Genomic DNA, 23,663 nt, shown 5'->3' with positions numbered 1-23,663 from the left:
CCGCCGCCTCCCGTGCGACCCGGTCGGGTGACGGTCCGTCAGCAAGCGGGGCTTTCCCCCTGCCCGCCCCTTCCCGCTGTGACATTTTGCGGCTCCGCCGCGTGGGGGGCTCCGCCCCGGACCCCGGAAGTCACATGCCGTGGACCGCCGGGATCGTGCCCAGGCGGCCCTTCTGGAAGTCGTCGAAGGCCTGCTGGAGCTCCTCGCGGGTGTTCATGACGAACGGGCCGTAGTGGGCCATCGGCTCACGGATCGGGCGACCCCCGAGCAGCACGACCTCCAGGTCGGGCGCGTTCGCGTCCTGCCGCTCGTCCGCCCGCACCGTCAGCGAGCCGCCGTCGCCGAACACCGCCGTCTGCCCCATGTGCACCGGCCGCCGCTCGGCACCGGCCAAGCCGCGCCCGGCCAGCACGTACGCGAGCCCGTTGAAGTCGGAGCGCCACGGCAGCGTGACGGACGCACCCGGCCGCAGCGTCGCGTGCACCATCGTGATGGGGGTGTGCGTGATGCCCGGCCCCTCGTGCCCGTCGAGCGAGCCCGCGATGACGCGGAGCAGCGCGCCCCCGTCGCCGGAGGTGAGCAGCTGGACCTGGCCGCCGCGGATGTCCTGGTAGCGGGGGTCCTTCATCTTGTCGGCGGCGGGCAGGTTGACCCACAGCTGGAGGCCGTGGAACAGCCCGCCGGACATGACGAGCGACTCCGGCGGCGCCTCGATGTGCAGCAGACCGGAGCCCGCCGTCATCCACTGGGTGTCGCCGTCGGTGATGGTGCCGCCGCCACCGTTGGAGTCCTGGTGGATGAAGGTGCCGTCGATGATGTAGGTGACGGTTTCGAAGCCGCGGTGGGGGTGCCACGGGGTGCCCTTCGGCTCGCCCGGCGCGTACTCCACCTCACCCATCTGGTCCATCATGATGAACGGGTCGAGGTACTTGTAGTTGATCCCGGCGAACGCGCGGCGCACCGGGAAGCCCTCGCCCTCGAAGCCCTGCGGCGCGGTGGTCACGGCAAGGACGGGGCGTGCCGCTGCGCCCTCCGGCGCGGTGACGCGGGGCAGGGTCAGCGGGTTTTCGACGGTCACAGCAGGCATGGGACGGCCCTCCTTGCGGGATGCTCAGCATCCAAAGTAGTTGAATGGTGAACATCTAGCAAGGCGCCCGCATTCCCGGCCCGTTCCCGCCGCCCCCCCCAGACGCACTTCGGGCCCGCACCCCCAAGGGGTACGGGCCCGAAAGTCGGCCTCTGAGCAGCGGTTATCCGTACATGCGCCGCATCGCGAAGTCGACCATCTGCTCCACGGCCTTCGCGTCGAAGACCATCCGGTGGTCGCCCTCCATGTCGAGCACGAAGCCGTACCCGGTCGGCAGGAGGTCGATGACCTCGGCGCCGGTGATGACGAAGTACTTGGACTCCTTGCCCGCGTACCGGCGCAGTTCCTTGAGCGAGGTGAACATGGGGATGACGGGCTGCTGGGTGTTGTGCAGTGCCAGGAACCCGGGGTTGTCGCCGCGCGGGCAGTACACCTTCGACCCGGCGAAGATCTGCTGGAAGTCCTCGGCGGACAGCGACCCGGTGGTGAAGGCCCGCACCGCGTCGGCGAGCGAGGGCGGCGACGGCTCGGGGTACAGCGGCTGCTCCCCGTACCCGCCCTGCTGCGGCGGGGCGTACTGCTGCTGCGCGGCAGGGCCGCCTGCGTGCTGGTCGTAGCCGTACATGGCCCACAGCGTAGTGCGCGGCCATTAGAGCCGCGTCACAGTTGTCCCGTTAGGGGTTGCGTCTTATTACCGACGGGTAGCATCATCGTAGCTACTTGCTGGTAAAGATGTAACCGACCCTGCTTACGGAGCCGTCGCCATGGGGCACTACAAGTCGAATCTCCGCGACATCGAGTTCAACCTCTTCGAGGTGCTCGGACGCGACAAGCTGTACGGCACCGGCCCGTTCGGGGAGATGGACGTCGACACCGCCAAGTCGATCCTGGAGGAGATCGCCCGCCTCGCCGAGAACGAGCTGGCCGATTCCTTCGCGGACGCCGACCGCAACCCGCCGGTCTTCGACCCGGCCACCAACACCGCTCCGGTCCCGGAGTCCTTCAAGAGCTCCTACAAGGCGTTCATGGACTCCGAGTACTGGCGCCTGGGCCTGCCCGAGGAGATCGGCGGCACCGTCTCGCCCCGCTCCCTGATCTGGGCGTACGCCGAGCTGCTCCTGGGCTCCAACCCGGCGATCTGGATGTACTGCTCCGGCCCCGCGTTCGCGGGCATCCTCTTCGAAGAGGGCAACGAGGCGCAGAAGAAGATCGCCGAGATAGCCGTCGAGAAGCGCTGGGGCTCCACCATGGTCCTCACCGAGCCGGACGCCGGCTCGGACGTGGGCGCCGGCCGCACCAAGGCCGTGCAGCAGGAGGACGGCTCCTGGCACATCGAGGGCGTGAAGCGCTTCATCACCTCCGGTGAGCACGATATGGAGGAGAACATCCTCCACTACGTCCTCGCCCGCCCCGAGGGCCACGGCCCCGGCACCAAGGGCCTCTCCCTCTTCCTCGTCCCGAAGTTCCACTTCGACTGGGAGACCGGCGAGCTGGGCGAGCGCAACGGCGTGTACGCCACCAACGTCGAGCACAAGATGGGCCTCAAGGCCTCCAACACGTGCGAGATGACGTTCGGCGACCAGCACCCCGCCAAGGGCTGGCTGATCGGCGACAAGCACGACGGCATCCGCCAGATGTTCATGATCATCGAGTTCGCCCGCATGATGGTCGGCACGAAGGCCATCGCGACGCTGTCCACGGGTTACCTGAACGCCCTTGAGTACGCCAAGGAGCGCGTCCAGGGTTCGGACCTCTCGCAGTTCATGGACAAGACCGCGCCGAAGGTGACGATCACTCACCACCCGGACGTGCGGCGCTCGTTGATGACGCAGAAGGCGTACGCCGAGGGCATGCGCTCGCTGGTGCTCTACACCGCCTCGATCCAGGACGCGATCCAGATCAAGGAGGCCGCGGGCGAGGACGCCAAGGCGCTGGTCGGCCTGAACGACCTGCTCCTGCCGATCGTCAAGGGCTACGGCTCGGAGAAGTCCTACGAGAAGCTGTCCGCCGAGTCGCTCCAGACCTTCGGCGGCTCCGGCTACCTCCAGGAGTACCCGATCGAGCAGTACATCCGGGACGCCAAGATCGACACGCTGTACGAGGGCACCACGGCGATCCAGGGTCAGGACTTCTTCTTCCGGAAGATCGTCCGCGACCAGGGTGCCTCGCTGAACGCGCTGGCCGAGGAGATCAAGAAGTTCCTCGCCGAGCAGCACGGCGGCCACGAGGAGCTGGCGGGCGCGCTCGACGCCCTCGCCAAGGCGGCCGTGGACCTGGAGGCGATCGTCGGCACGATGATCACCGACCTCACCGCGACCGGCGAGGACGTCAAGAACATCTACAAGGTGGGCCTCAACACGACCCGCCTGCTGATGGCCTCCGGCGACGTGGTGGTCGGCTACCTGCTGCTCAAGGGCGCGGCGGTCGCGGCCGAGAAGCTGGGCTCGGCCTCGGCGAAGGACGTGCCCTTCTACCAGGGCAAGATCGCGGCCGCGAAGTTCTTCGCCGCGAACGTCCTCCCGGGCGTCGGCGCCGCCCGCGCGCTGGCCGAGACGGTGGACAACTCCCTGATGGAGCTGGACGAGGCGGCGTTCTAGCCGCACGGTGCGGTTCTGGCCTCACGGTGCGGGGGGGGCTCGGGGTGTGCAAACCCCTGGCCCCCTTCCCGTGCTGGTCGGCAAAATCAAGCCCCTCATGGGGGTCCCCCCTGGCCCTTTAGGCCTTGGGGGAGTTTGAGGAGCGGGGTCCGGGGCGGAGCCCCGGGGACGGCGAGGGGCGGGCGGGCAGCGGTGGGAGGCCCCCGGGGGGCAGGGCTGGGGCAGAGCCCCGGAGCAAGAGCCGGGCCGCCGCTAGGGTGGCGGCATGAGCACACCCGCCCGCTTCGACCGCGGCCACACCGACGACCTCATGTCCTTCCTCGCGGCGAGCCCGTCGCAGTACCACGCCGTGGCGAACGCGGCCGCACGCCTGGAGAAGGCCGGGTTCCGGCAGGTCCAGGAGACGGACGCGTGGGACGGGACGCACGGCGGGAAGTACGTGCTGCGCGGCGGCGCCATCGTGGCCTGGTACGTGCCCGAGGGCGCCCGGCCCCACACCCCGTACCGGATCGTCGGCGCCCACACCGACTCCCCGAACCTGCGCGTGAAGCCGCAGCCCGACTCGGGGGCGTACGGCTGGCGGCAGGTGGCCGTCGAGATCTACGGCGGGACGCTGCTCAACACCTGGCTCGACCGCGACCTCGGCGTCGCGGGCCGCCTCACCCTGAAGGACGGCAGCCACCGCCTGGTCAACGTGGACCGGCCGCTCATGCGCGTACCGCAGCTCGCCGTGCACCTGGACCGCTCGGTGAACACCGACGGGCTCAAGCTCGACCGCCAGCGTCACCTCCAGCCGGTCTGGGGCCTCGGCGACGACGTGCGGGAAGGCGATCTGATCCGCTTCCTGGAGCAGGAGGCGGGCCTCGCCGAGGGCGAGGTGGCGGGCTGGGACCTGATGCTGCACTCCGTCGAGCCGCCCGCGTACCTGGGCCGCGACCGGGAGTTGGTGGCCGGACCCCGGATGGACAACCTGCTCTCCGTGCACGCCGGGACGGCCGCCCTCGCCGCCGTGTCCGCCTGCGACGACCTCCCCTACATCCCGGTGCTCGCCGCCTTCGACCACGAGGAGGACGGCTCGCAGGCCGACACCGGCGCGGACGGGCCGCTGCTCGGCAACGTCATGGAGCGCTCGGTGTTCGCCCGCGGCGGCACGTACGAGGACCGCGCCCGCGCCTTCGCCGGGACGGTCTGCCTCTCCTCCGACACCGGCCACGCCGTGCACCCCAACTACGCGGAGCGGCACGACCCCACGCACCACCCACGCGCCAACGGCGGCCCCATCCTCAAGGTCAACGTGAACGCCCGGTACGCCACCGACGGCGCGGGCCGCGCGGTGTTCGCGGCGGCCTGCGAGCGCGCCGGGGTGCCGTGGCAGACCTTCGTCTCCAACAACGCGATGCCCTGCGGCACCACCATCGGCCCGATCACCGCGGCCCGGCACGGCATCCAGACCGTCGACATCGGCGTGGCCATCCTGTCGATGCACAGCGCCCGCGAACTGTGCGGAGCCGACGACCCGCACCTGCTCGCGGGCGCGCTGACCGCGTTCCTGGCGGGCTGAACGGCCCGCCGACGCCGTCGGAACCACCCCGGGTGAGGTGACCCGCGCCACCTCTGGGCCCCGTGGCCCCCGGACGTGAACCGCACCCCCTGAGCCCCGCGTATCCTCGACTGTCCGGGCCCTGACCAGGCCCGAGCAGACCGGGAACGGGGAGCAAGGGGGTAGCGCCACCGTGGAGTTCCGTGTCCTGGGAACGGTGGGCGTGGCGACGGAGGACGGTGCGTTCCTGCCGCTCGGTCCCGCCAAGCGCCGCAGCCTGCTCGCCATGCTGCTGCTCCAGCCCAACACCCCCGTCGCCGTCGACCGGCTCACCGAGGCCCTGTGGGACGAGGAGCCGCCCACCCACTCCCGCACCGTCCTGCAGGGCCATGTCTCGCGGCTGCGGGCGCTGCTCGCCGAGCACGGCGCCGAGGCGTACGGCATCGAACTGGCCACGCGGGGACCGGCGTACGTCCTGCGGCTGCCCGAGACCCTGATCGACGCCCACCGCTTCGAGGAGCTGGTCTCCCTCGCCCGCGGCCGGCGCAGCCCCGGCGACGCGGTGCTGTTGCTGCGCGAGGCGCTCGCCCTGTGGCAGGGTCCCGCCCTCACCGGCACCGTCACCAGCGCGCCCCTGCAAGCCGCCGCCCACACCCTGGAAGAGCTCCGGCTCGCCTCGGTGGAGGCGCTCGCCGAGGCGTACGGGGAGCTCGGCGAGCACGGCCGGGCCGCCGCCGTCCTGCGCACCGAAGCCGTCGCCCACCCCCTGCGCGAGCCCCTGTCGGCCGCGCTGATGCTGGCGCTGAGCCGCTCCGGACGGCAGTCCGACGCCCTGGAATGGTTCCACCGCACCCGGCGCCTGCTCGCCGACGAGCTCGGCGTGGACCCGGGCCCGGTGCTCGCCGAGGCGTACACCTCGATCCTGCGGGCCGGCACCCCCGCGGTCCCGCCCCAGCCCCGCACCCTGCCCGAACCGGCCGTCGCCGTACCGGACTTGCTGCCGCGCAGACCCCGCGGCTTCACCGGCCGCCACGCCGAGCTCGCCGCGCTCGACGTGGCCACCGCCGGCCAGTACGGCGCGACCGCCCTGGTCACCGGCGGCGCGGGCGTCGGCAAGACCGCGCTCGCCGTGCACTGGGCGCACGAGCGCCAGTCCGGCTTCCCCGACGGCCGGCTCTTCGCCGACCTGTGCGGCTACAGCGACACCCCCGCCCGCCACGTCACCGTCGTCCTGCGGGAGTTCCTGCTCGCGCTCGGCGTTCCCGTCCAGCGCATACCCGAGACCGAGGCCGGGATGGGGGCGCTCTACCGCTCGCTGACCGCCGACCGCCGGATGCTGGTCGTGCTCGACAACGCCCGCGACTCCGAACAGGTCCGCCCGCTGCTGCCCGGCGGCGACCACTGCGTCACCCTGGTGACCAGCCGCGACCGGCTCGGCGGCCTGGTCGCCACCGACGCGGCCCGCCCGGTCCGCCTCGACGAACTGCCCGCCGCCGACTGCACCGCCCTGCTCGCCGCCGTCCTCGGTGAGGACCGCGTCGCCGCCGAACCCGCCGCCGCAGCCCACCTGGCCGCGCTCTGCGACGGCCTCCCGCTTGCCCTGCGCGTCACCGCCGCCCGCCTCGCCGCCCGCCCCCAGTGGACGCTGGCCGCGCTCGCCTGCGAACTCGCCGACGAACAGCGCCGGTTGGGGCTGCTGCGCGTCGAGGACACCGGGGTGGCCGCCGCCCTGCGCCTGACCGTGCAGCAACTTCCCGAACAGGCCCGCCGGATGTTCCGCGCGCTCGGCCTGCACACCGGCTCCGAACTCGACCGCTACACGGCCGCCGCGCTGGCCGGCTGCACCCCCGACCAGGCCGCCGCCGCCCTCGAACGCCTCGCCGCCGCCCACCTCGTGGTGGAGTCCGGCCCGCACGGCCCCGACCACTCCCGCACCCGGCCGGACTCCTACACCCTGCACGATCTCGTACGGCTCTACGCCCGCGCGCTCGCCCCCGAGGCCGACCCGGACGGGCTGGCCCGCCTCCTGGACCACTATCTGCACACCGGTCTGGTGGCGACCGCCACCGCCGAACCCGGCAGCCAGCCCTGCTTCGTGCCGCCCGCCGGGGCCCGCCGGCCCGCGGCGGTGCGCGAGTTCGAGGACCGCCAGGCCGCGCTCGCCTGGTACGACGCCGAACGGGCCACCCTGCGCGGGGCGGTCGCCGCCGCGGTCGCCGCCGGAATGCACGACCGGGCCTGGCGGCTCGTCCTGCTCCAGTGGCCGCTGATCCTGTGGCGGGTCCGCGACGGCTGGGTCCCGCTCCTCGAACAGGCCCTGCAATCGGCCGAGTTGGAGCAGGAGCTCGACGCGCAGTCCCGTACCCGCGCGCTGCTCGGCTGGGTGCTGCACGAGGAGGGCCGCTACGACGAGGCGCTCGCCCAGCTGGAGAAGGCCCCCGAGCTCGCCCGGCAGGCCGGCGACGTCACCAGCGAGGCCATCGCCCGCATCAACCTCGCCGTCATCCTCATCCAGTACGGCGAGAACGACCGGGCCGGCGATCTGCTCGGCCACGCCCTCACGCTGGCCGGCCGGGCCCGCGACCGCTCCACCGAAATGCTCGCCCACCAGCACCTGGCCCGGCACTTCCTCAACTCCGGCGCCCACCACCTGGCCATGGAGCACGCCCGGCGGGGCCTCGAACTCGGCCCCTCGCCGGAGGCGATCCCCCGCCGGGTGCTGCTGCGCACCAGCTACGGCGAGGCGCTGGCCGGGCTCGGCCGCACCGAGGAGGCCCGCCGCCAGCTCACCGACGCGGCCCGCGAGGCCGACGCCCACGGCTACGAGGAGGGCGCGGCAGCGGCCCGCGCCGAGCTGGCGGGGCTGCCACCGGTGCGGCGGTCCGGCAGCGTGGGGGGTGCGGGTCTCGGTGCTTCGGGGGCCGCCGCCCGGGGGACGGACGCGCGTTAGCGGATCAATAGGGAGACCCACGAGGCTCCTGAGGCACATGTTTCGACTCGGACCGGGGGACGCGATGGGCAGGGGGAGGACCGGCGTGGGGCAGACCGGAGCGGTCCTCGCCGGACTCGCCGTGCTGCTCGGCGCGCTCACGGGCTGCACCGACGGCGTGCCCGCCGCCGCGCCGGGGACCGGCGGACCCACCGTGCGCAGCGGCTCCCCCGCGCCGGAGGCCCGCGCCTCCCGAGGGCAGCCGCACCCGGCCGCACCCGCGTCGCCCGGCCCGAGCGGCACCCCGCAGAGCCCGCCGCCCAGCGCCGGTCCCACCGCCCCGGCCGGCTCGCCCGCGGCCTCCCCTGCGCCGTCCCTCCCGGGCACGGACACCCGCACCGGCCCCGGGGACGACGGCGGGGAGGACGCCCGCACCAACTGCCCGCCCACCGCGCTGTCGTTCACCTTCCGTACCGGAGGCAACGCCCGCACCCCGGGGGACGTGCGGGCCGGGGGCGACGCCGTCCTCGCGGTCCGCAACACCTCCGGGCACGCCTGCGTCCTGCACGGCTCACCCGCACTGACCCTCACCGACGACAAGGGCCGGGCCGCCCCGCTCACCTCCACCCCGGCCCTGCCGTACGCGCAGGCCTTCGCGCTGCACCCCGGGGCGAGCGGCACGGCGCGCGTCCACTACAACGCGCGCCGCGCCTGCCAGATCCTGGGCTCCGCGGTGCGGGTGACCCTGCCGGGCTCCGACACCGCGAGCACCCTGCCGGTCCTCGACGCCCACGGCCGCCCGACCGCGCTGCCCCTGTGCGGGCCGCCGTTGCGCATCGGACCGTTCAAGCCGGGCTTCGGCTAGCCCGTTCGCCATGGCTTCGGCTACGAGGCCGCGGCGGGATCCATCCCGGCCAGCACCAGCGGCAGCCGGGTCGCGCCGCCCTCGGCGAGCCGGACCGGGACGCCCCAGTCCTGCTGGTGGACGTGGCAGGCGGGGTACTCGTTCGCAGGGTCGTCGTCGCAGGAGGCCGCCATCGCGGACACGTGCAGCACGCCCTCGGCGACCTCGGGGTTGAGGCTCAGCCCGCGCGCCAGATCCGTGCCCGTGCCCTCGCCCGCGAGCAGCAGCTCGGGCGGGGTCGAGGAGACGAGCAGCCGGGTGGAGGGACCGTAGCGGGTGTCCAGCTTCTGCCCGGCGGGCGCCTGGAACACCACGTCCAACTGGAGCCCGTCCGGGGCGACTTCGGTCGCGGCACGCTGGGTGCGGTGGGCCACGGCCTCGACCCGCACCGCCTCCTCGGGCAGCCGCAGCCGGGTCAGCCGGTGCCGGGCCGACTCGACGACCACGATGTCGTCCCCGACGAGCACCGCGTCGCTCGGCTCCCTCAAGTCCGTTGCCAGTGTGGTCACTTCACCGCCGACCGGGTCGTAGCGGCGCAGCGCGTGGTTGTAGGTGTCCGCCACCGCGACCGAGCCGTCGGGCAGCGCGGTGACACCCAGCGGGTGCTGAAGCAGCGCCTGCCCGGCCGCCCCGTCCCGGTGCCCGAAGTCGAAGAGGCCCGTACCGACGGCGGTGTGCACCGCGCCGTCGACGTCGACGTAGCGCAGCGCGGAGGTCTCCGAGTCGGCGACCCAGAGCCGGTCCTCGGTGGCCGCGAGCCCGGACGGCTGCGCGAACCAGGCCTCGGCGCCGGGCCCGTCGACGAGCCCCTCGTTGGTGGTGCCGGCCGCCACCTCGACGGTCTTCGTCTCCGGGTCGTACGTCCACAGCTGGTGCACGCCCGCCATGGCGATCCACACCTTGCCCCGCCACCAGGCCACGTCCCACGGCGAGGACAGGTCCACTTCGAGCGCGGGCCCGGAGGTCGGCTGCCCCTGCCACCACTGCTTGCCGGTGCCCGCGACCAGCTCGATGTCCCCGGTCGCCGGGTCGAAGACCCGCAACGCGTGATGCACGGTGTCGGCGACGACGACCTTCCCGTCCGGCAGCAGCGCGAGCCCCTGCGGCTCCTTGAACTGCCCGTCCCCGCCGATCCGCCGCACCACGCCCTCCCCGTCCGGGGCCAGCTCGACCAGCTGGTGGCGGGTGGTGTCGGACACCAGGAAGTTCCCGCTGCCGGGCAGCACGAGCGCCTTCCCGGGGAAGCGCAGATCCGTGGCGACCGGCTCCGGCGGCACGTACGGCCCGTCCCCGCGCCGCAGCGTGCCCTTCGCCCCGTGCTCGGCCTCCAGCTCCTCGACCAGCCGCTCAATGGCGTGGGCATGCCCCTCACCGGCGTGCTGGGCGACGATGTACCCCTCGGGGTCGATCACCACGAGCGTGGGCCAGGCCCGCACCGCGTACTGCTTCCAGGTCGCGAGCTCGGGATCGTCCAGGACGGGGTGCTCCACCCCGTACCGCTCCACCGCGTCGACAACGGCCTGGTGCTCGGCCTCGTGCACGAACTTCGGCGAGTGCACCCCGACGACGACCACGGTGTCCCGGTGCTTCTCCTCCAGCTCGCGCAGCTCGTCGAGGACGTGGAGGCAGTTGATGCAGCAGAAGGTCCAGAAATCGAGGATCACCGTGCGCCCGCGCAGCTCGGCGAGGCTGAGCTGCTGCCCGCCGGTATTGAGCCAGCCGCCCTTGCCGATCAGCTCGGGGGCGCGGACACGGGCACGGCGGGGCGCGGGGGTGGGCGCCGGGGCGGCATCGTTCATGGTTCAAGCTTGCCATCCCGGTATGAACACCCTGTGACGCAGTTCGGCGGGGCTCCGGCACGGGCAGGGTTGCCTGCATGAAATACCTCGTGCGCGACAAGATCTTCGCCATCGGTGACGACTACTGGATCGAGACCGAGGACGGTCGCCAGGCCTTCCTCGCCGACGGCAAGGCGCTGCGGCTGCGCGACACCCTGGAGCTGAAGGACCCCTCCGGGCACGTGCTCATCACGCTGCGGGAGAAGATGTTCAGCCTGCGCGACGCGATGACCATCGAGCGGGACGACCGAGCGCTGGCGACCGTCCGCCGCAAACGGCTCTCGCTGCTGCGCAACCACTACCGGGTCAGCCTGGTCGAGGGCACCGAGCTCGACGTCAGCGGCAAGATCCTGGACCGCGAGTTCACCGTCGAGTACGACGGGGAGCTGCTCGCGCACGTCTCGCGCAAGTGGTTCCGGGTGCGGGAGACGTACGCGGTGAACGTCGTACGCAAGGACGCGGACGCGGCGCTGATCATCGCGGTGGTGATCTGCGTGATCCGCATGGACGAGAAGGAGCGCGGCCACGACCACTGAGCCCGCCCCGCGCCCGGTGCCGACGGTGCGCGGATCCGCCCGCCCCGGTCGTTCAGGGCGCCCGCGGCCGCTACCGCCGGGGCGCCGCCGGCCCCAGCACCCTGTCCTTCAGCGCCGGGAAGACCTCCCGCGTGGTGGTGACCTTCGCCGGGTCCAGGTCCACCGTCAGGATCTCCTCGCCGGGGCCCGCCTCCGCGAGCACCTCGCCCCAGGGGTCGACCACGATGCTGTGGCCGGCCTGCTCCACACCGGCATGGGTGCCAGCGGTGCCGCAGGCCAGGACGTACGCCTGGTTCTCGACCGCGCGGGCCCGCGCGAGCAGCGTCCAGTGGGCGCGGCGCCGCTCGGGCCAGCCGGCCGGGATCACGAAAGCCTCGGCGCCCGCATCGACCAGGCCCCGGAACAGTTCGGGGAAGCGCAGGTCGTAACAGGTGGCCAGGCCCAGGGTGAGGTCCGGAAGGGAGGCGGTGACGAGGTGCTCGCCGGCGCCCATCAGCACCGCCTCGCCCTTGTCGAAGCCGAAGCGGTGGATCTTCCGGTAGGTGTGCGCCAGCGCGCCGTCGGGCGAGAAGACGAGGGAGGTGTTGTAGAGCGCCCCGTCACCGCCCCGCTCGGGAACGGACCCGGCGTGCAGCCAGATCCCGGCGTCCCGGGCCGCGCCGGACATCTCCTGGACCGTCGGCCCGTCGAGCTTCTCCGCCTCGTCCGCGAAGAGTTCGTACGCGAAGGCCCCCACCGTCCACAGCTCGGGGAGGACGACCAGATCGCTGCCCCGCTGCTCCCGGACCAGCGAACCGACGCGCCGGCGGCGGGAATTGACCGTCTCCTGCGGGTTTACATCGATCTGAATGAGCGAGGCGCGCACAGTACCACCGTCCTGGCCTTCGAGCCGTCAGCACTATTGGAAACAGCCTACGATCGTCATACGAAAGCACTGCCGGGGTGCCTACCGGCAGCGTAACTTAGCCATCAAGCCTCCCACGCAGTCCCGCAGTCCAGCCCGCGTACAAAAGAACCGCCGAGGGGTCCCGTGACCGTCCATCCCAGCCTTCAGACCTACGCCGATGCCTGGACCCACTCCATCGAGGCGATATCGGAGCTGGTGCAGCCGCTCGTCGAGGGCGAGTGGAACCGTGCCACGCCGTGCCCCAACTGGTCGGTGCGCGACATCGTGTCCCACATCATCGGCATGGAGTGCGAGCAGCTGGGCGATCCGAGGCCGATCCACACACTGCCGCGCGACCTGTTCCATGTGCAGACCGAGTTCGCGCGCTACATGGAGATGCAGGTCGATGTGCGCCGGCACCACACGGCGCCGGAGATGACCTCCGAGCTGGAGTACACGATCATTCGCCGGGCGCGGCAGCTGCGCAACGAGAACCGGGATCCGGACACCAAGGTGCGGGCCCCCCTCGGCGCCGAGCAGACCCTGGAACTGGCCCTGCGGATGCGGGCGTTCGATGTGTGGGTGCACGAGCAGGATCTGCGCTGGGCCCTCAACAGGCCGGGGAACCTGGACTCTCCGGGCGCGTACGTGGCCCGCGACATCCTGCTGCACACGCTGCCCCGGGTGGTCGCGAAGGACGCGGGCGCCCCGGCCGGCTCGGCGGTGGTCTTCGACATCCACGGCCCGCTGGAGTTCCTGCGCACGGTACGGGTGGACGCGGACGGCCACGGCACCATCGACGGCACGCCCTCGCTGGGCCCGCTGGTCACCCTGGCCATGGACTGGGAGACCTTCGTGCGCCTGGCCTGCGGCCGGGTCCGCCCGCACGCGGTCGCCGACCGCGTCAAGACGGAGGGCGACCAGCCGCTGGCCGAGGCGATCCTGCGGGGGTTCGCGGTGACGCCGTAAGCGGCGGTCACACGGGGACGTGCACCGCCTCCACTCTGCTGGCCACCAGGCGTTCCCGCTCACGCCGAACCGCGCGCGCCCGAAGCCGCAGGATCTGGGCGAGGCCCACCGCCTCCAGGAAGAACACCGACGAGAACGCGACGCGGTAGTTGTCACCGGTCGCGTCAAGCAGCACGCCCACCGCGAGCAGCGTCGTCATGGAGGCGATGAAGCCGCCCATGTTGGTGATGCCGGACGCGGTGCCCTGGCGTTCCGGCGGGTTCGCGGGGCGCGAGAAGTCGAAGCCGATCATCGAGGCGGGCCCGCACGCCCCGAGCACCAGGCACAGGGTGACGAGCAGCCACATCGGCGCGTGCGCCGAGGGGTAGGCGATGGTGGCGGCCCACATCAGCGCGGTCGCCCCCACGGTGGCGAGCACCAGCGGCAGCCGGGCCGCGTGGTGGCGGGCGACGAGCTGCCCGTACACCAGGCCCACGACCATGTTGGAGAGCACCACAAGGGTCAGCAGCGTGCCCGCCGTGCCCCGGCTGAGGCCCTGCGCCTCGACGAGGAACGGCATCCCCCACAGCAGCAGGAACACCATCGCGGGGAACTGCGTCGTGAAGTGCACCCACATCCCGAGCCGGGTGCCGGGCTCGCGCCACGACGCGGCGATCTGGCGGCGCACGAAGGCGACACCGGCGTGGTGCGCGGGCGGCGGCTCGTGGCCCTCGGGGTGGTCGCGCAGGAAGAGCAGCAGGAGTACGAGGACGACGACCCCGGCGAGCGAGCTGCCCGCGAAGGTCTGGGTCCAGCCGAGGCCGTGCAGCGCGCGGGCGATGAAGATGGTGGACACCAGGTTCCCGGCCATCCCGAACAGCGCGGCGACCTGCCCGATCATCGGCCCGTGCTTGGCGGGGAACCAGCGCGAGCCGAGCCGCAGCACGCTGATGAAGGTCATCGCGTCCCCGCAGCCGAGCAGCGCGCGGGAGCCGAGCGCGGTGGCGTACGAGGGTGACAGGGCGAAGCCGAGCTGTCCGACGGTGAACAGGACGGTCCCGAGCACGAGGACCTTCTTGGTGCCGAGCCGGTCGACCATGAGGCCGACGGGTATCTGCATCCCGGCGTACACGAGCAGCTGGAGTATGGAGAAGGTGGACAGCGCCGAGGCGTTGACGTGGAAGCGGTCGGCGGCGTCGAGCCCGGCGACGCCGAGCGAGGTGCGGAAGATGACGGCGACGAAGTAGACGCCGACGCCGATGCCCCACACGAACAGGGCCCGGCGCCCGCCGAGCGGATCCCGGGTCTCCAGTGCGGCGGAGCTCATCGGTCGTCCCCCCTGACCAGGACCTTCACCCAGCTGAGGTGCTGGCGCACGCACTGCGCGGCCCGCTCGCCGTCGCCGTCGCGGATCGCGGCCAGCATCTCCTCGTGCTCGGCGATGTTCTTGGCGACGCGGTCGGGCTGGGCGTGCATGACGGCGACGCCCATCCGCAGCTGCCGGTCGCGCATCTGGTCGTAGAGCCGGGCCAGGATCTCGTTGCCGGCGTTGCGCACGATCTCGGCGTGGAAGCAGCGGTCAGAGACGGCGACCGCCGCCAGGTCACCGGCGGCGGCGTGCGCCTTCTGCTCGGCGAGCAGCTCCTGGAGCCGCACGACGAGGCGCTCGGGCGCCGGTACGGCCCGGCGCACCGCGAACTCCTCGACGAGCAGCCGGGTTTCGACCACATCGGCGGTCTCCTGCGCGGAGACGGCGAGCACCAGGGCGCCCTTCTTCGGGTAGAGCTTGAGCAGCCCTTCCACTTCGAGCTTGAGCAGCGCTTCGCGCACGGGTGTCCGCGACACCCCGACGGCCTCGGCCAGCTCCCCTTCGGTGAGCAGTGTGCCGCCCTCGTAGCGGCGGTCGAGTACCGCCTGCTTGACGTGCATGTATACGCGGTCGGCGGCGGGGGGCTGCTTGGTGGCGGGGGCCGGGGCGGAAGGCATGCGCACAGGATAGATACAACAGAGGTGCATCAGGAAGACCGTCCGGATCGCGGGACGGGCCGGGTCCGGACACGCCCGTGCCCCGGACGCGTACGGCGCCCGGGGCACGGACCTGCGGAACTCCTACGGATCAGCCGCGGTTCGCGGCGCCACGGCGGCGCAGGGCCACGTAGCCCGCCGCGCCCGCGACGGCGAGACCGGCGCCGCCCGCGGCCAGGGCCGTCCTGTCGCCGGACCCGTCCTTGAACTCGGCACCGGCCGCGACGGCCCCCTTGGGCACGACCGAGGTCTGGCCGGACGGGTTCGCCGAGGGCGATGCGGCGTCCGGCTCGCAGCCCTTGGGGAGCCTGGGGAAGTCCTGGACCGCGTACGAGGAGTGGGGGCCGCCCTCGACCTTGGTCTTGAGCTGCGGGGTGGTGGAGTACGGACGCAGGATCTCGGCGTAGATGCCGGCCGAGGCGGGCAGCTTGGGGTGGTTGCGGTCGAGCTTGCCGAGGCTGGGGACCGGGTCGCCGGGGCCGTTCGTGAAGGTGACCGTCGGGCCGTTGGGGCCCAGGGTCATCACCGCGTCGGTACCGGCCCCGATGGAGACGTCCCGGGTGACCGTGCAGCCCTTGGCGGCGCCGCTCGCCGGGGTGGTGGGCTTCGCGGCGGGCTTGCCCTTCGGCAGCGCGTACGTCTTGACGCTGCCGTCGGGGGCGGTGACCTGGACGCTCGGGGTGGCGCCCGACGCGTCGAGGAGCCGCGCCTTGAGCCCCACGACGTACTCCTTGGCGGTGGCGGTCGGCTGCTGGCGGCTCACCTCGGCGATGACCCGCACGGCCCAGACATCGCCCGGCTTCCAGTTGGGGCCCACGGCGCGGAGCCAGGCCTCGGGGCCCTCGGGGCCGTTGCGCAGCACCGCGAGCACGCCGTGCGTGGCGTCCTTGTAGACGAGGACCTTCTCGCCGTCGTAACGGCCGGCGGAGGACTGGGCCGCGGCCGGGGCCTGCGCCGGGGTGACCGCGAACGCCGCGGCCGGGGTGAGGAGCGCACCGGCGAGGGCGGCCGTGGCGACGGCGGCGCGCAGGGCGGTGCGGCGACGGGAAGGGGCGTAGGTCGACATGAACGACTCCATGGAGCGGGGCGGCCTGCGGGCCGCGAGAGGAAGAAGGAGAGGTTGCATGCCGCCTCCTCTGTCGGGTGGGGCCGTTGAGGCTGGGCGGGGCTGCACAGGAAAATCTATGGATCACCTGTGCGAGAACGGTCTGTTCCATGTCACGGGCGGGTGACAGAGCCCACAACCCCCATACCCCCTGTCTGCCCAGGTCACGAGGTGGGCAGACCGCGCCGCCCCTCCCACCACTGTCCGCCGCTCGCGGGGCCCTGTCCACCCGGGCACGCCGAGGCCCCCGGCGCGTACGGATACGCACCGGGGGCCAGGGCTCAACTGCCGTGCTGGACGGCCATGTTGACGAAGGGCGGTCAGCCCCAGGTGATGAGGCGCTTGGGCTGCTCCAGGACCGCCGCCACATCGGCGAGCACCTTCGAGCCGAGCTCGCCGTCGACCAGGCGGTGGTCGAAGGAGAGCGCGAGCGTGGTGACCTGGCGGGGCTTGACCTTGCCCTTGTGGACCCACGGCTGGAGCTTGATCGCACCGACCGCGAGGATCGCGGACTCGCCCGGGTTGAGGATCGGGGTCCCGGTGTCCACGCCGAACACGCCGACGTTGGTGATGGTCACCGTGCCGCCCGACATCGCCGCGGGCGACGTCTTGCCCTCGCGGGCCGTGGACACCAACTCGCCGAGCGACTCGGCCAGTTGCGGCAGGGTCTTGGTGTGGGCGTCCTTGATGTTCGGGACGATCAGACCGCGCGGGGTCGCCGCCGCGATGCCCAGGTTCACATAGTGCTTGAGGACGATCTCCTGGTTCGCCTCGTCCCAGGCCGCGCTGATGTCCGGGTTCCGCTTGATCGCGACCAGCAGTGCCTTGGCGATCAGGAGCAGCGGGTTGACCCTGAGGCCGGCCATGTCCTTGTCGGACTTCAGCTCCTCGACCAGCTTCATCGTGCGGGTCACGTCCACCGTCACGAACTCCGTGACGTGCGGCGCCGTGAACGCCGAGCCGATCATGGCCTGCGCGGTCGCCTTGCGTACGCCCTTGACCGGGATCCGGGTCTCGCGGGCACCCTCCGCCTGAACGGACGGGGCCGGCGCGGGAGTTGTTTCACGTGAAACAGGGGTCGGCTCGGCGGCCGGTGCCGCCGCGGCGTGCACGTCCTCGCGGGTGACGATGCCGTCGGGTCCGGTCGGCACCACGCTGGTGAGGTCGACGCCGAGGTCCTTGGCGAGCTTGCGGACCGGGGGCTTGGCGAGCGGGCGGCTCGGCGCTGGGGCCCGGCCGTTCAGCTCGGTCTGCACGGCCCGCAGTGCTTCGGCCGGCGCCTGCTCGGGAACGGAACTCCCCTTGCGCGGACGGCGCTTGGTCGAGGCCTCGGAGACCCCGTAGCCGACCAGGACGGGCTGACGGCCCTTGGGCGCGTCGTCCTCGACGGCTTCGGCGGCCGATGCCACGGCCGCCTCGGCCGCTTCCGCGGCCTCGGCGAACGGGGCGTACCCGCTGTCCGGGGCCACGTCGACGGTGATGATGGCCGTGCCGACGTCCACCGTCACGCCCTCGTCGAAGTGCAGCTTCTGCACCACGCCGTCGTAGGGGATGGGGAGTTCGACGGCCGCCTTCGCGGTCTCGACCTCACACACCACCTGGCCGTCGGTGACGGTGTCGCCGGGCTTGACGTACCACTTGAGGATCTCCGCCTCGGTGAGCCCCTCGCCGACGTCCGGCATCTTGAACTCGCGGTAGCGGGCAGCGTTCTCAGTCATTGTCGTCACGATTCCTCAGTACGCCAGCGAGCGGTCGACGGCGTCGAGCACCCGGTCGAGGCCCGGCAGGTACTCCTCCTCCAGGCGGGCCGGCGGGTACGGGGCGTGGTAGCCGCCGACCCTGAGCACCGGGGCCTCCAGGTGGTAGAAGCAGCGCTCGGTGATCCGGGCGGCGATCTCCGCGCCGGCGCCGTAGAAGACCGGCGCCTCGTGGACGACGACCAGCCGGCCGGTCCGCTCCACCGAGGCCTGGACCGCGTCGAAGTCGATCGGGGACATCGAGCGCAGGTCCACGACCTCGATCGACTTGCCCTCCTCCTGAGCGGCCGCGGCGGCTTCCAGGCACACCTTCACCATCGGGCCGTACGCCACCAGCGTGAGGTCCGAACCGGCGCGCACCGTACGGGCCTTGTGCAGCGGACCCGGGATGGCGTCCGTGTCGACCTCGCCCTTGTCCCAGTAGCGCCGCTTCGGCTCGAAGAAGATCACCGGGTCGTCGGACTGGATGGCCTGCTGCATCATCCAGTACGCGTCGGACGCGTTCGACGGGCTGACCACCTTCAGACCGGCCACGTGCGCGAACAGCGCCTCGGGGGACTCGCTGTGGTGCTCGACCGCGCCGATGCCGCCGCCGTACGGGATGCGGACGACGACCGGCAGCTTGATCTTGCCGAGCGCGCGGGCGTGCATCTTCGCGAGCTGGGTGACGATCTGGTCGTAGGCGGGGAAGACGAAACCGTCGAACTGGATCTCCACGACGGGCCGGTAGCCGCGCAGGGCCAGGCCGATCGCGGTGCCGACGATGCCGGACTCGGCGAGCGGGGTGTCGATCACCCGGTCCTCGCCGAAGTCCTTGAACAGGCCGTCGGTGACCCGGAAGACACCGCCGAGCTTGCCGACGTCCTCGCCCATGACCAGGACCTTGGGGTCGGTCTCCATCGCCTTGCGCAGCGACTCGTTGATCGCCTTGGCGATCGGCAGCTTCTGTACGGTCATGGCTAGTTGCCCTCCCCGTCCGCGAACGACGCCTGGTAGGCGGCGAACTGGGCGCGCTCCTCGTCGACCAGCGCGTGGCCGTCGGCGTAGATGTGGTCGAAGATCGCCAGGGGCTCGGGGTCGGGCATGGCCCGGACCGCCTCGCGCACCCGCTTGCCCAGCGTCTCCGACTCGCTCTCCAGCTCCTCGAAGTACGCGGCGTCCGCGTGGCCGGCGTTCTCCAGGTAGATGCGCAGGCGCAGGATCGGGTCCTTGGCCTCCCACGCCTCCCGCTCCTCGTCGGCCCGGTACTTCGTCGGGTCGTCGGAGGTGGTGTGCGCGCCCATGCGGTAGGTGAACGCCTCGACCAGGGTGGGTCCTTCGCCGCGCCGGGCCCGCTCCAGGGCGGACTTCGTCACGGCCAGACAGGCCAGCACGTCGTTGCCGTCGACCCGGATGCCGGGGAAGCCGAAGCCCTGCGCGCGCTGGTAGAGCGGCACCCGCATCTGCTTCTCGGTGGGCTCGGAGATCGCCCACTGGTTGTTCTGGCAGAAGAACACCACGGGGGCGTTGTAGACCGCGGAGAACGTGAAGGCCTCCGCGACGTCGCCCTGGCTGGAGGCGCCGTCGCCGAAGTAGGCGACGACCGCGCTGTCCGCGCCGTCCTTGGCGACACCCATCGCGTACCCGGTCGCGTGCAGCGTCTGCGAGCCGATGACGATCGTGTACAGGTGGAAGTTGTTGCTGTTCGGGTCCCAGCCACCGTGGTTCACACCGCGGAACATGCCGAGCAGGTTCGTCGGGTCGACGCCGCGGCACCAGGCGACGCCGTGCTCGCGGTAGGTCGGGAAGACGTAGTCGTCGTCCCGCAGCGCGCGGCCGGAGCCGATCTGGGCGGCCTCCTGGCCGAGCAGCGAGGCCCACAGGCCCAGCTCGCCCTGCCGCTGGAGGGCGGTCGCCTCGGCGTCGAAGCGCCGGGTCAGCACCATGTCGCGGTAGAGGCCGCGCAGCTCTTCGGGGCTCAGATCGACGTCGTAATCAGGGTGCTCGATCCGCTCGCCCTCGGGCGTCAGCAGCTGTACGAGCTCGGGGTCGGCGCCCGTCTTCCTTGCGCCGGCGCCGGCGGTGCGCTTGCTGCTGCGTCGCGGCTTGCGCGCGGCAGTGCTCTCCACGGTCACGTGCGTGCTCCTCCGTCTGTCCGGCTTCCGGGTTCGCCGGTAAGCCTGGGGATCCCCCCGCCCGTCAGGACCTGGGGGAGGCTCGCCTGTCCGTCAAGTGCACGGGGTGTGCGCGCTCAGCCGGGAATCAGGCGTGACAGGTGCCCCGGCGAGCGCCCTGCAAAAGGCACGTTACCCAGTGCTGCGCATTACTGCGAAACCCCACTTGACCTGCGATTTTGCTTGGATTTCCAAGTAAATCGAGAAAGTAGGGAACAGCCCCTGGTCACAGCCTTGCAGGCCGCCGGAACAACGGCACGTTATCCCGGTCACGCAGTACTCGGGAAGGGGTCACTTATGGCACTCTCCGGCGCGCTTCGGACGAATGTGTGAGACTGATTCCGTGCGCGAACCAGGCAAAATCACCGTATTCCTGCTCGACGACCACGAGGTGGTCCGCCGAGGCGTCCACGAAATGCTGTCCGTCGAGGACGACATCGAAGTGGTCGGCGAAGCCGGCACCGCGGCGGACGCCCTGGTCAGGATCCCCGCGACCCGCCCCGATGTCGCCGTACTCGACGTCCGGCTGCCGGACGGCAGCGGAGTCGAGGTCTGCCGCGAGATCCGTTCGCAGAACGAGGACATCAAATGCCTGATGCTCACCTCGTTCGCAGACGACGAGGCCCTCTTCGACGCGATCATGGCCGGCGCCTCCGGATACGTCCTGAAGGCGATCCGCGGCAGCGAACTGCTGACCGCCGTACGTGACGTGGCGGCCGGCAAGTCGCTGCTCGACCCGGTGGCCACCGCGCGCGTCCTGGAGCGGCTGCGCGACGGGGGCAAGAGCAAGGGCGACGACCGCCTCGCCAACCTCACCGAGCAGGAGCGCAAGATCCTCGACCTGATCGGCGAGGGCCTCACCAACCGCGTCATCGGCGAGCGCCTGCACCTGGCGGAGAAGACGATCAAGAATTACGTCTCCTCGCTCCTGTCCAAGCTGGGCATGGAGCGCCGCTCCCAGGCGGCGGCGTACGTGGCCCGGATCCAGGCGGAGAAGCACCACTGAGCCCGGCTTCCCGGGACTGACGACCGGCCCCTGCGCGCATTCGGGACCTATGTCCCCGCCCGCAAGGGGCCGCGGGCTCTTCCCGCCTCCCCGGGCACCGCGCAGAGTGGGGGCATGTCCTTCGAGGAAGCCCGCGCCATCGACCTGCTCGGCCGCGTCCCGTACGGCCGCGTGGCGACCAGCATGCGCGCCCTGCCGTTCGTCGCACCGGCCCGCCACATCGTGGCCGACGGCTGTGTGCTGCTGCGCCTGCACGCGGGGCTCGGCCACCACCACGCCTGCCTCGGCAGCGTCGTCGCCTACAGCGCAGACAACCTCGGCTCGGACCGCGAGCAGGTGTGGTCGGTGCAGTTCACCGGCACCGCCGAGCGCTTCGAGCCGACCGCCGACGAACTGAGGCTCTTCGGGCCGGCGCCCAGCGAAGTGGACGGGGAGCCCTTCGACCCCGCGTACATGCGCATCGAACCCCAGTTCGTAACGGTCCATTCGCTTGACTACTCCAAAGAGCGACAACTCCAGCACGTTGCGTGATCTAACATCTGAAGAGTGCCGCGCTCATCTGCAACCCCACCCGTGGGCGCCCTGCTGCGCCGCTACGAGTCCCCCGGTGAGCCGCTCTCCTGCGAACGCGTCGCCCAGGGCCTGCTGAACCGCGGCTACCGGCTCGCCACCACCCGCGGCGAGTACTTCCTCAAGCACCACCTGGACGGCGACCACGAGGCCATCGCCCGCCAGCACCGGGCCACCGAACGCCTCCAGGCCCTCGGCGTGCCGGTCGCCCCGCCCGTACCCGACGCCGACGGCGACACCGTCGCGGTGATCGGCGGCCACTGCTACGCCCTGCACCCCTGGGTGCACGGCAGACACCGGGACGGCGCCCAGCTCTCCGCCGTGGAGTCCCGCCGCCTCGGCGCGCTGCTCGGACTCGTCCACACCTGCCTGGCCCAGGTCATGGAGCACGACGTGCCGCAGGCCGAGCACCGCAGCGCCGATCCCGCGGACACCCTCGCGCTCATCGACGACCTGGTGGCGCGGGCCCGCAGGCACCGGCCGCGGGACGCCTTCGACGAACTGGCCGAGCACCGGCTCCTGGAGCGGCGGGTGCTGCTCGGCCGGCACGCCCACCGCCGCCCCGCGGCCCCCGCCACCGGCGCCTGGGTGCACGGCGACTTCCATCCGCTGAACCTGCTCTACCGGGGCGAGGGCCGCTCCGCCGAACCCGCCGCGATCGTCGACTGGGACCGGCTGGGCGTGCAGCCGCGCGCCGAGGAGGCGGTCCGGGCCGCGGCGATCTTCTTCGTCCGCCCGTCGGGCGAGCTGGCGCTGGCGAAGGTACGGGCGTACGCACGGGCCTACCGGCGGGCCACCGGGGCCGACGCCGGGGAACTGGCGGCCGCCGTCCACCGGGTGTGGTGGGAGCGGCTCAACGATTTCTGGATCCTGCGCTGGCGCTACCAGCTGGACGACCGAAGGGCCGACCCGCAGTTTCCTGCGGCGTCGGCCCTGGCGGTCTGGTGGACCCGCGAGTACGAGGCGGTGTGCGAGGCCTTCGCGGGCTGAGGCGAGCGTGCGGTCAGTGCCCCGGGCTCGGGGTGCCTCCGCCGGTCCCGGAGGAGGTACCCGTGGTCGTGCCCTTGCTGGTGCCCTGGCTGGTGCCGGTGGTGGTGCCCTTGCTGGTGCCCTGGTCCGTGCCGGTGGTCGTGCCCTGGCTGGTGCCCTGATCGGTACCGGTCGTCGTGCCCTGACTGGTGCCCTGGTCCGTACCCGAGGTCGTGCCCTGACTGGTGCCCTGGTCCGTACCCGAGGTAGTGCCCTGACTGGTGCCGGGCGAGTGCGAGGGGTGCGACTTGCTCGGCGAAGGCGACGACTGGCGCGAGCGGTGCTGGGAGGGCGACTCGTTGCCGCCGCTCGTGCTGCTGCCGTACGACTGGCCCTGGCTGGCGCCCGGGGTGTCCGGCGTCGACGGGGTGTCCGACTGGGAGACCGACGGCGGAGCCTTCGGCGAGTTCGAGGTCGTGCCGCTCGAACCGCCGCCCGAGCTCTTCGCGGCGCTCAGCGCGAAGGCGACCCCCGCGGCGATCGCGACGATGGCGAGCACCACGAAGAGCACCATCTTGCCCCGGCCGCCGCCCCGCTTCTGGCCGCCGTGACCGTAGCCGTCGTAGCCGCCGTCGTCCGGGTTCATCGGCGGCAGCATCGGGCCGCGGAACTGCGAGGTGTCCCCGTGCACCGGGTGCCCCATGGCGGTGGTCGCGCCGGTGGTGCCCATCGCGGGGGTGTGGGCACCCTCGTGCATCATCTCGACCGGGCCGGTGTTCCAGGTGCCGGTGTGGCCGCCCTGCGCCTGGAGCA

The 23,663-nt window shown here is 72.1% G+C and carries 19 protein-coding genes and 1 pseudogene; 9 read left to right on the top strand and 11 right to left on the bottom strand.

Annotated features, from left to right (window positions below; genetic code table 11):
• Nucleotides 1-130 precede the first annotated feature (130 nt).
• Nucleotides 131-1,087, bottom strand: a complete 957-nt coding sequence (locus ACIQ8J_RS22720; RefSeq protein ID WP_403272587.1) for a pirin family protein — start codon at nucleotides 1,085-1,087, stop codon at nucleotides 131-133.
• A 163-nt stretch (nucleotides 1,088-1,250) separates the two neighbouring features.
• A complete protein-coding gene (locus ACIQ8J_RS22715; RefSeq protein ID WP_329464222.1) occupies nucleotides 1,251-1,712 on the bottom strand; it encodes an SseB family protein in 462 nt (153 codons plus the stop codon).
• Between the two features lie 139 nt (nucleotides 1,713-1,851).
• Between ACIQ8J_RS22715 and ACIQ8J_RS22710 the strand changes: the two genes are divergently transcribed.
• The 4 genes from ACIQ8J_RS22710 (at nucleotide 1,852) to ACIQ8J_RS22695 (ending at nucleotide 9,018) form a co-directional block, all read left to right on the top strand.
• Nucleotides 1,852-3,684, top strand: coding sequence for an acyl-CoA dehydrogenase (locus tag ACIQ8J_RS22710; protein WP_403272586.1), 1,833 nt, complete (start codon nucleotides 1,852-1,854; stop codon nucleotides 3,682-3,684).
• Between the two features lie 265 nt (nucleotides 3,685-3,949).
• On the top strand, nucleotides 3,950-5,245 hold the full coding sequence (locus ACIQ8J_RS22705; protein ID WP_403272585.1) for a M18 family aminopeptidase: 1,296 nt from the start codon (nucleotides 3,950-3,952) through the stop codon (nucleotides 5,243-5,245).
• Nucleotides 5,246-5,417: 172 nt separating this feature from the next.
• Nucleotides 5,418-8,174: a BTAD domain-containing putative transcriptional regulator gene (locus ACIQ8J_RS22700; RefSeq protein WP_403272584.1), complete on the top strand. Its 2,757-nt coding sequence runs from the start codon at nucleotides 5,418-5,420 to the stop codon at nucleotides 8,172-8,174.
• An 85-nt stretch (nucleotides 8,175-8,259) separates the two neighbouring features.
• Nucleotides 8,260-9,018 carry a DUF4232 domain-containing protein gene (locus tag ACIQ8J_RS22695; protein ID WP_403272583.1) on the top strand — a complete coding sequence of 253 codons (759 nt, stop codon included), beginning with the start codon at nucleotides 8,260-8,262 and terminating at the stop codon, nucleotides 9,016-9,018.
• A gap of 20 nt (nucleotides 9,019-9,038) precedes the next feature.
• Here the strand turns inward: ACIQ8J_RS22695 and ACIQ8J_RS22690 are convergent, their stop codons facing one another.
• Nucleotides 9,039-10,856 (bottom strand): NHL domain-containing thioredoxin family protein, encoded by a 1,818-nt coding sequence (locus ACIQ8J_RS22690; protein WP_403272582.1) that lies wholly within the window; start codon nucleotides 10,854-10,856, stop codon nucleotides 9,039-9,041.
• Between the two features lie 77 nt (nucleotides 10,857-10,933).
• Here ACIQ8J_RS22690 and ACIQ8J_RS22685 point away from each other — a divergent pair, with 77 nt between their 5' ends.
• The gene (locus tag ACIQ8J_RS22685) at nucleotides 10,934-11,431 is read left to right on the top strand and encodes an LURP-one-related/scramblase family protein (protein ID WP_403272581.1); all 498 of its coding nucleotides are present in this window, start codon (nucleotides 10,934-10,936) and stop codon (nucleotides 11,429-11,431) included.
• A 70-nt stretch (nucleotides 11,432-11,501) separates the two neighbouring features.
• Here ACIQ8J_RS22685 and ACIQ8J_RS22680 read toward each other — a convergent pair whose 3' ends face one another.
• The gene (locus ACIQ8J_RS22680) at nucleotides 11,502-12,296 is read right to left on the bottom strand and encodes a carbon-nitrogen family hydrolase (protein WP_403272580.1); all 795 of its coding nucleotides are present in this window, start codon (nucleotides 12,294-12,296) and stop codon (nucleotides 11,502-11,504) included.
• Between the two features lie 165 nt (nucleotides 12,297-12,461).
• Here ACIQ8J_RS22680 and ACIQ8J_RS22675 point away from each other — a divergent pair, with 165 nt between their 5' ends.
• Nucleotides 12,462-13,286: a maleylpyruvate isomerase family mycothiol-dependent enzyme gene (locus ACIQ8J_RS22675; RefSeq protein ID WP_403272579.1), complete on the top strand. Its 825-nt coding sequence runs from the start codon at nucleotides 12,462-12,464 to the stop codon at nucleotides 13,284-13,286.
• Between the two features lie 7 nt (nucleotides 13,287-13,293).
• Here ACIQ8J_RS22675 and ACIQ8J_RS22670 read toward each other — a convergent pair whose 3' ends face one another.
• The 6 genes from ACIQ8J_RS22670 to pdhA all read right to left on the bottom strand — a co-directional run bounded on the left by ACIQ8J_RS22670 (nucleotide 13,294) and on the right by pdhA (nucleotide 20,266).
• Nucleotides 13,294-14,592 carry a nitrate/nitrite transporter gene (locus ACIQ8J_RS22670; protein ID WP_403272578.1) on the bottom strand — a complete coding sequence of 433 codons (1,299 nt, stop codon included), beginning with the start codon at nucleotides 14,590-14,592 and terminating at the stop codon, nucleotides 13,294-13,296.
• The gene (locus ACIQ8J_RS22665) at nucleotides 14,589-15,251 is read right to left on the bottom strand and encodes a GntR family transcriptional regulator (protein ID WP_403272577.1); all 663 of its coding nucleotides are present in this window, start codon (nucleotides 15,249-15,251) and stop codon (nucleotides 14,589-14,591) included. The genes ACIQ8J_RS22670 and ACIQ8J_RS22665 overlap by 4 nt, the downstream gene beginning before the upstream one ends.
• 130 nt (nucleotides 15,252-15,381) lie before the next feature.
• Nucleotides 15,382-16,416 carry a hypothetical protein gene (locus ACIQ8J_RS22660; RefSeq protein ID WP_403272576.1) on the bottom strand — a complete coding sequence of 345 codons (1,035 nt, stop codon included), beginning with the start codon at nucleotides 16,414-16,416 and terminating at the stop codon, nucleotides 15,382-15,384.
• A 299-nt stretch (nucleotides 16,417-16,715) separates the two neighbouring features.
• Nucleotides 16,716-18,122, bottom strand: a complete 1,407-nt coding sequence (locus ACIQ8J_RS22655) for a dihydrolipoamide acetyltransferase family protein (RefSeq protein WP_403272575.1) — start codon at nucleotides 18,120-18,122, stop codon at nucleotides 16,716-16,718.
• A gap of 6 nt (nucleotides 18,123-18,128) precedes the next feature.
• On the bottom strand, nucleotides 18,129-19,109 hold the full coding sequence (locus ACIQ8J_RS22650) for an alpha-ketoacid dehydrogenase subunit beta (protein WP_403272574.1): 981 nt from the start codon (nucleotides 19,107-19,109) through the stop codon (nucleotides 18,129-18,131).
• 2 nt (nucleotides 19,110-19,111) lie between these two features.
• Nucleotides 19,112-20,266 (bottom strand): pyruvate dehydrogenase (acetyl-transferring) E1 component subunit alpha, encoded by a 1,155-nt coding sequence (gene pdhA, locus ACIQ8J_RS22645; protein WP_403272573.1) that lies wholly within the window; start codon nucleotides 20,264-20,266, stop codon nucleotides 19,112-19,114.
• A gap of 382 nt (nucleotides 20,267-20,648) precedes the next feature.
• On the opposite strand from pdhA, the gene ACIQ8J_RS22640 reads away from it, so the two are divergent.
• The 3 genes from ACIQ8J_RS22640 to ACIQ8J_RS22630 all read left to right on the top strand — a co-directional run bounded on the left by ACIQ8J_RS22640 (nucleotide 20,649) and on the right by ACIQ8J_RS22630 (nucleotide 22,871).
• On the top strand, nucleotides 20,649-21,311 hold the full coding sequence (locus tag ACIQ8J_RS22640; RefSeq protein WP_403272572.1) for a response regulator: 663 nt from the start codon (nucleotides 20,649-20,651) through the stop codon (nucleotides 21,309-21,311).
• Nucleotides 21,312-21,425: 114 nt separating this feature from the next.
• Complete coding sequence (locus ACIQ8J_RS22635; RefSeq protein WP_403272571.1) at nucleotides 21,426-21,842, top strand: pyridoxamine 5'-phosphate oxidase family protein; 417 nt, start codon at nucleotides 21,426-21,428, stop codon at nucleotides 21,840-21,842.
• 15 nt (nucleotides 21,843-21,857) lie between these two features.
• The gene (locus tag ACIQ8J_RS22630; RefSeq protein WP_403272570.1) at nucleotides 21,858-22,871 is read left to right on the top strand and encodes a phosphotransferase; all 1,014 of its coding nucleotides are present in this window, start codon (nucleotides 21,858-21,860) and stop codon (nucleotides 22,869-22,871) included.
• Between the two features lie 13 nt (nucleotides 22,872-22,884).
• Here the strand turns inward: ACIQ8J_RS22630 and ACIQ8J_RS22625 are convergent.
• Nucleotides 22,885-23,663 (bottom strand): annotated as a pseudogene (locus tag ACIQ8J_RS22625) (serine/threonine protein kinase); the annotation flags it as partial.

The organism is Streptomyces sp. NPDC094147 (assembly GCF_044764265.1).
GTDB lineage: Bacteria > Actinomycetota > Actinomycetes > Streptomycetales > Streptomycetaceae > Streptomyces.
Note: the sequence above shows the minus strand (reverse complement) of the source record. Positions and strands in the feature narration are given on the sequence as shown.

Coding starts and splice junctions, on each gene's coding strand:
- ACIQ8J_RS22720 (WP_403272587.1), bottom strand. CDS start 1,087: ATGCCTGCTGTGACCGTCGAAAACCCGCTGACCCTGCCCCGCGTCACC.
- ACIQ8J_RS22715 (WP_329464222.1), bottom strand. CDS start 1,712: ATGTACGGCTACGACCAGCACGCAGGCGGCCCTGCCGCGCAGCAGCAG.
- ACIQ8J_RS22710 (WP_403272586.1), top strand. CDS start 1,852: ATGGGGCACTACAAGTCGAATCTCCGCGACATCGAGTTCAACCTCTTC.
- ACIQ8J_RS22705 (WP_403272585.1), top strand. CDS start 3,950: ATGAGCACACCCGCCCGCTTCGACCGCGGCCACACCGACGACCTCATG.
- ACIQ8J_RS22690 (WP_403272582.1), bottom strand. CDS start 10,856: ATGAACGATGCCGCCCCGGCGCCCACCCCCGCGCCCCGCCGTGCCCGT.
- ACIQ8J_RS22685 (WP_403272581.1), top strand. CDS start 10,934: ATGAAATACCTCGTGCGCGACAAGATCTTCGCCATCGGTGACGACTAC.
- ACIQ8J_RS22670 (WP_403272578.1), bottom strand. CDS start 14,592: ATGAGCTCCGCCGCACTGGAGACCCGGGATCCGCTCGGCGGGCGCCGG.
- ACIQ8J_RS22665 (WP_403272577.1), bottom strand. CDS start 15,251: ATGCCTTCCGCCCCGGCCCCCGCCACCAAGCAGCCCCCCGCCGCCGAC.
- ACIQ8J_RS22660 (WP_403272576.1), bottom strand. CDS start 16,416: ATGCAACCTCTCCTTCTTCCTCTCGCGGCCCGCAGGCCGCCCCGCTCC.
- ACIQ8J_RS22650 (WP_403272574.1), bottom strand. CDS start 19,109: ATGACCGTACAGAAGCTGCCGATCGCCAAGGCGATCAACGAGTCGCTG.
- ACIQ8J_RS22635 (WP_403272571.1), top strand. CDS start 21,426: ATGTCCTTCGAGGAAGCCCGCGCCATCGACCTGCTCGGCCGCGTCCCG.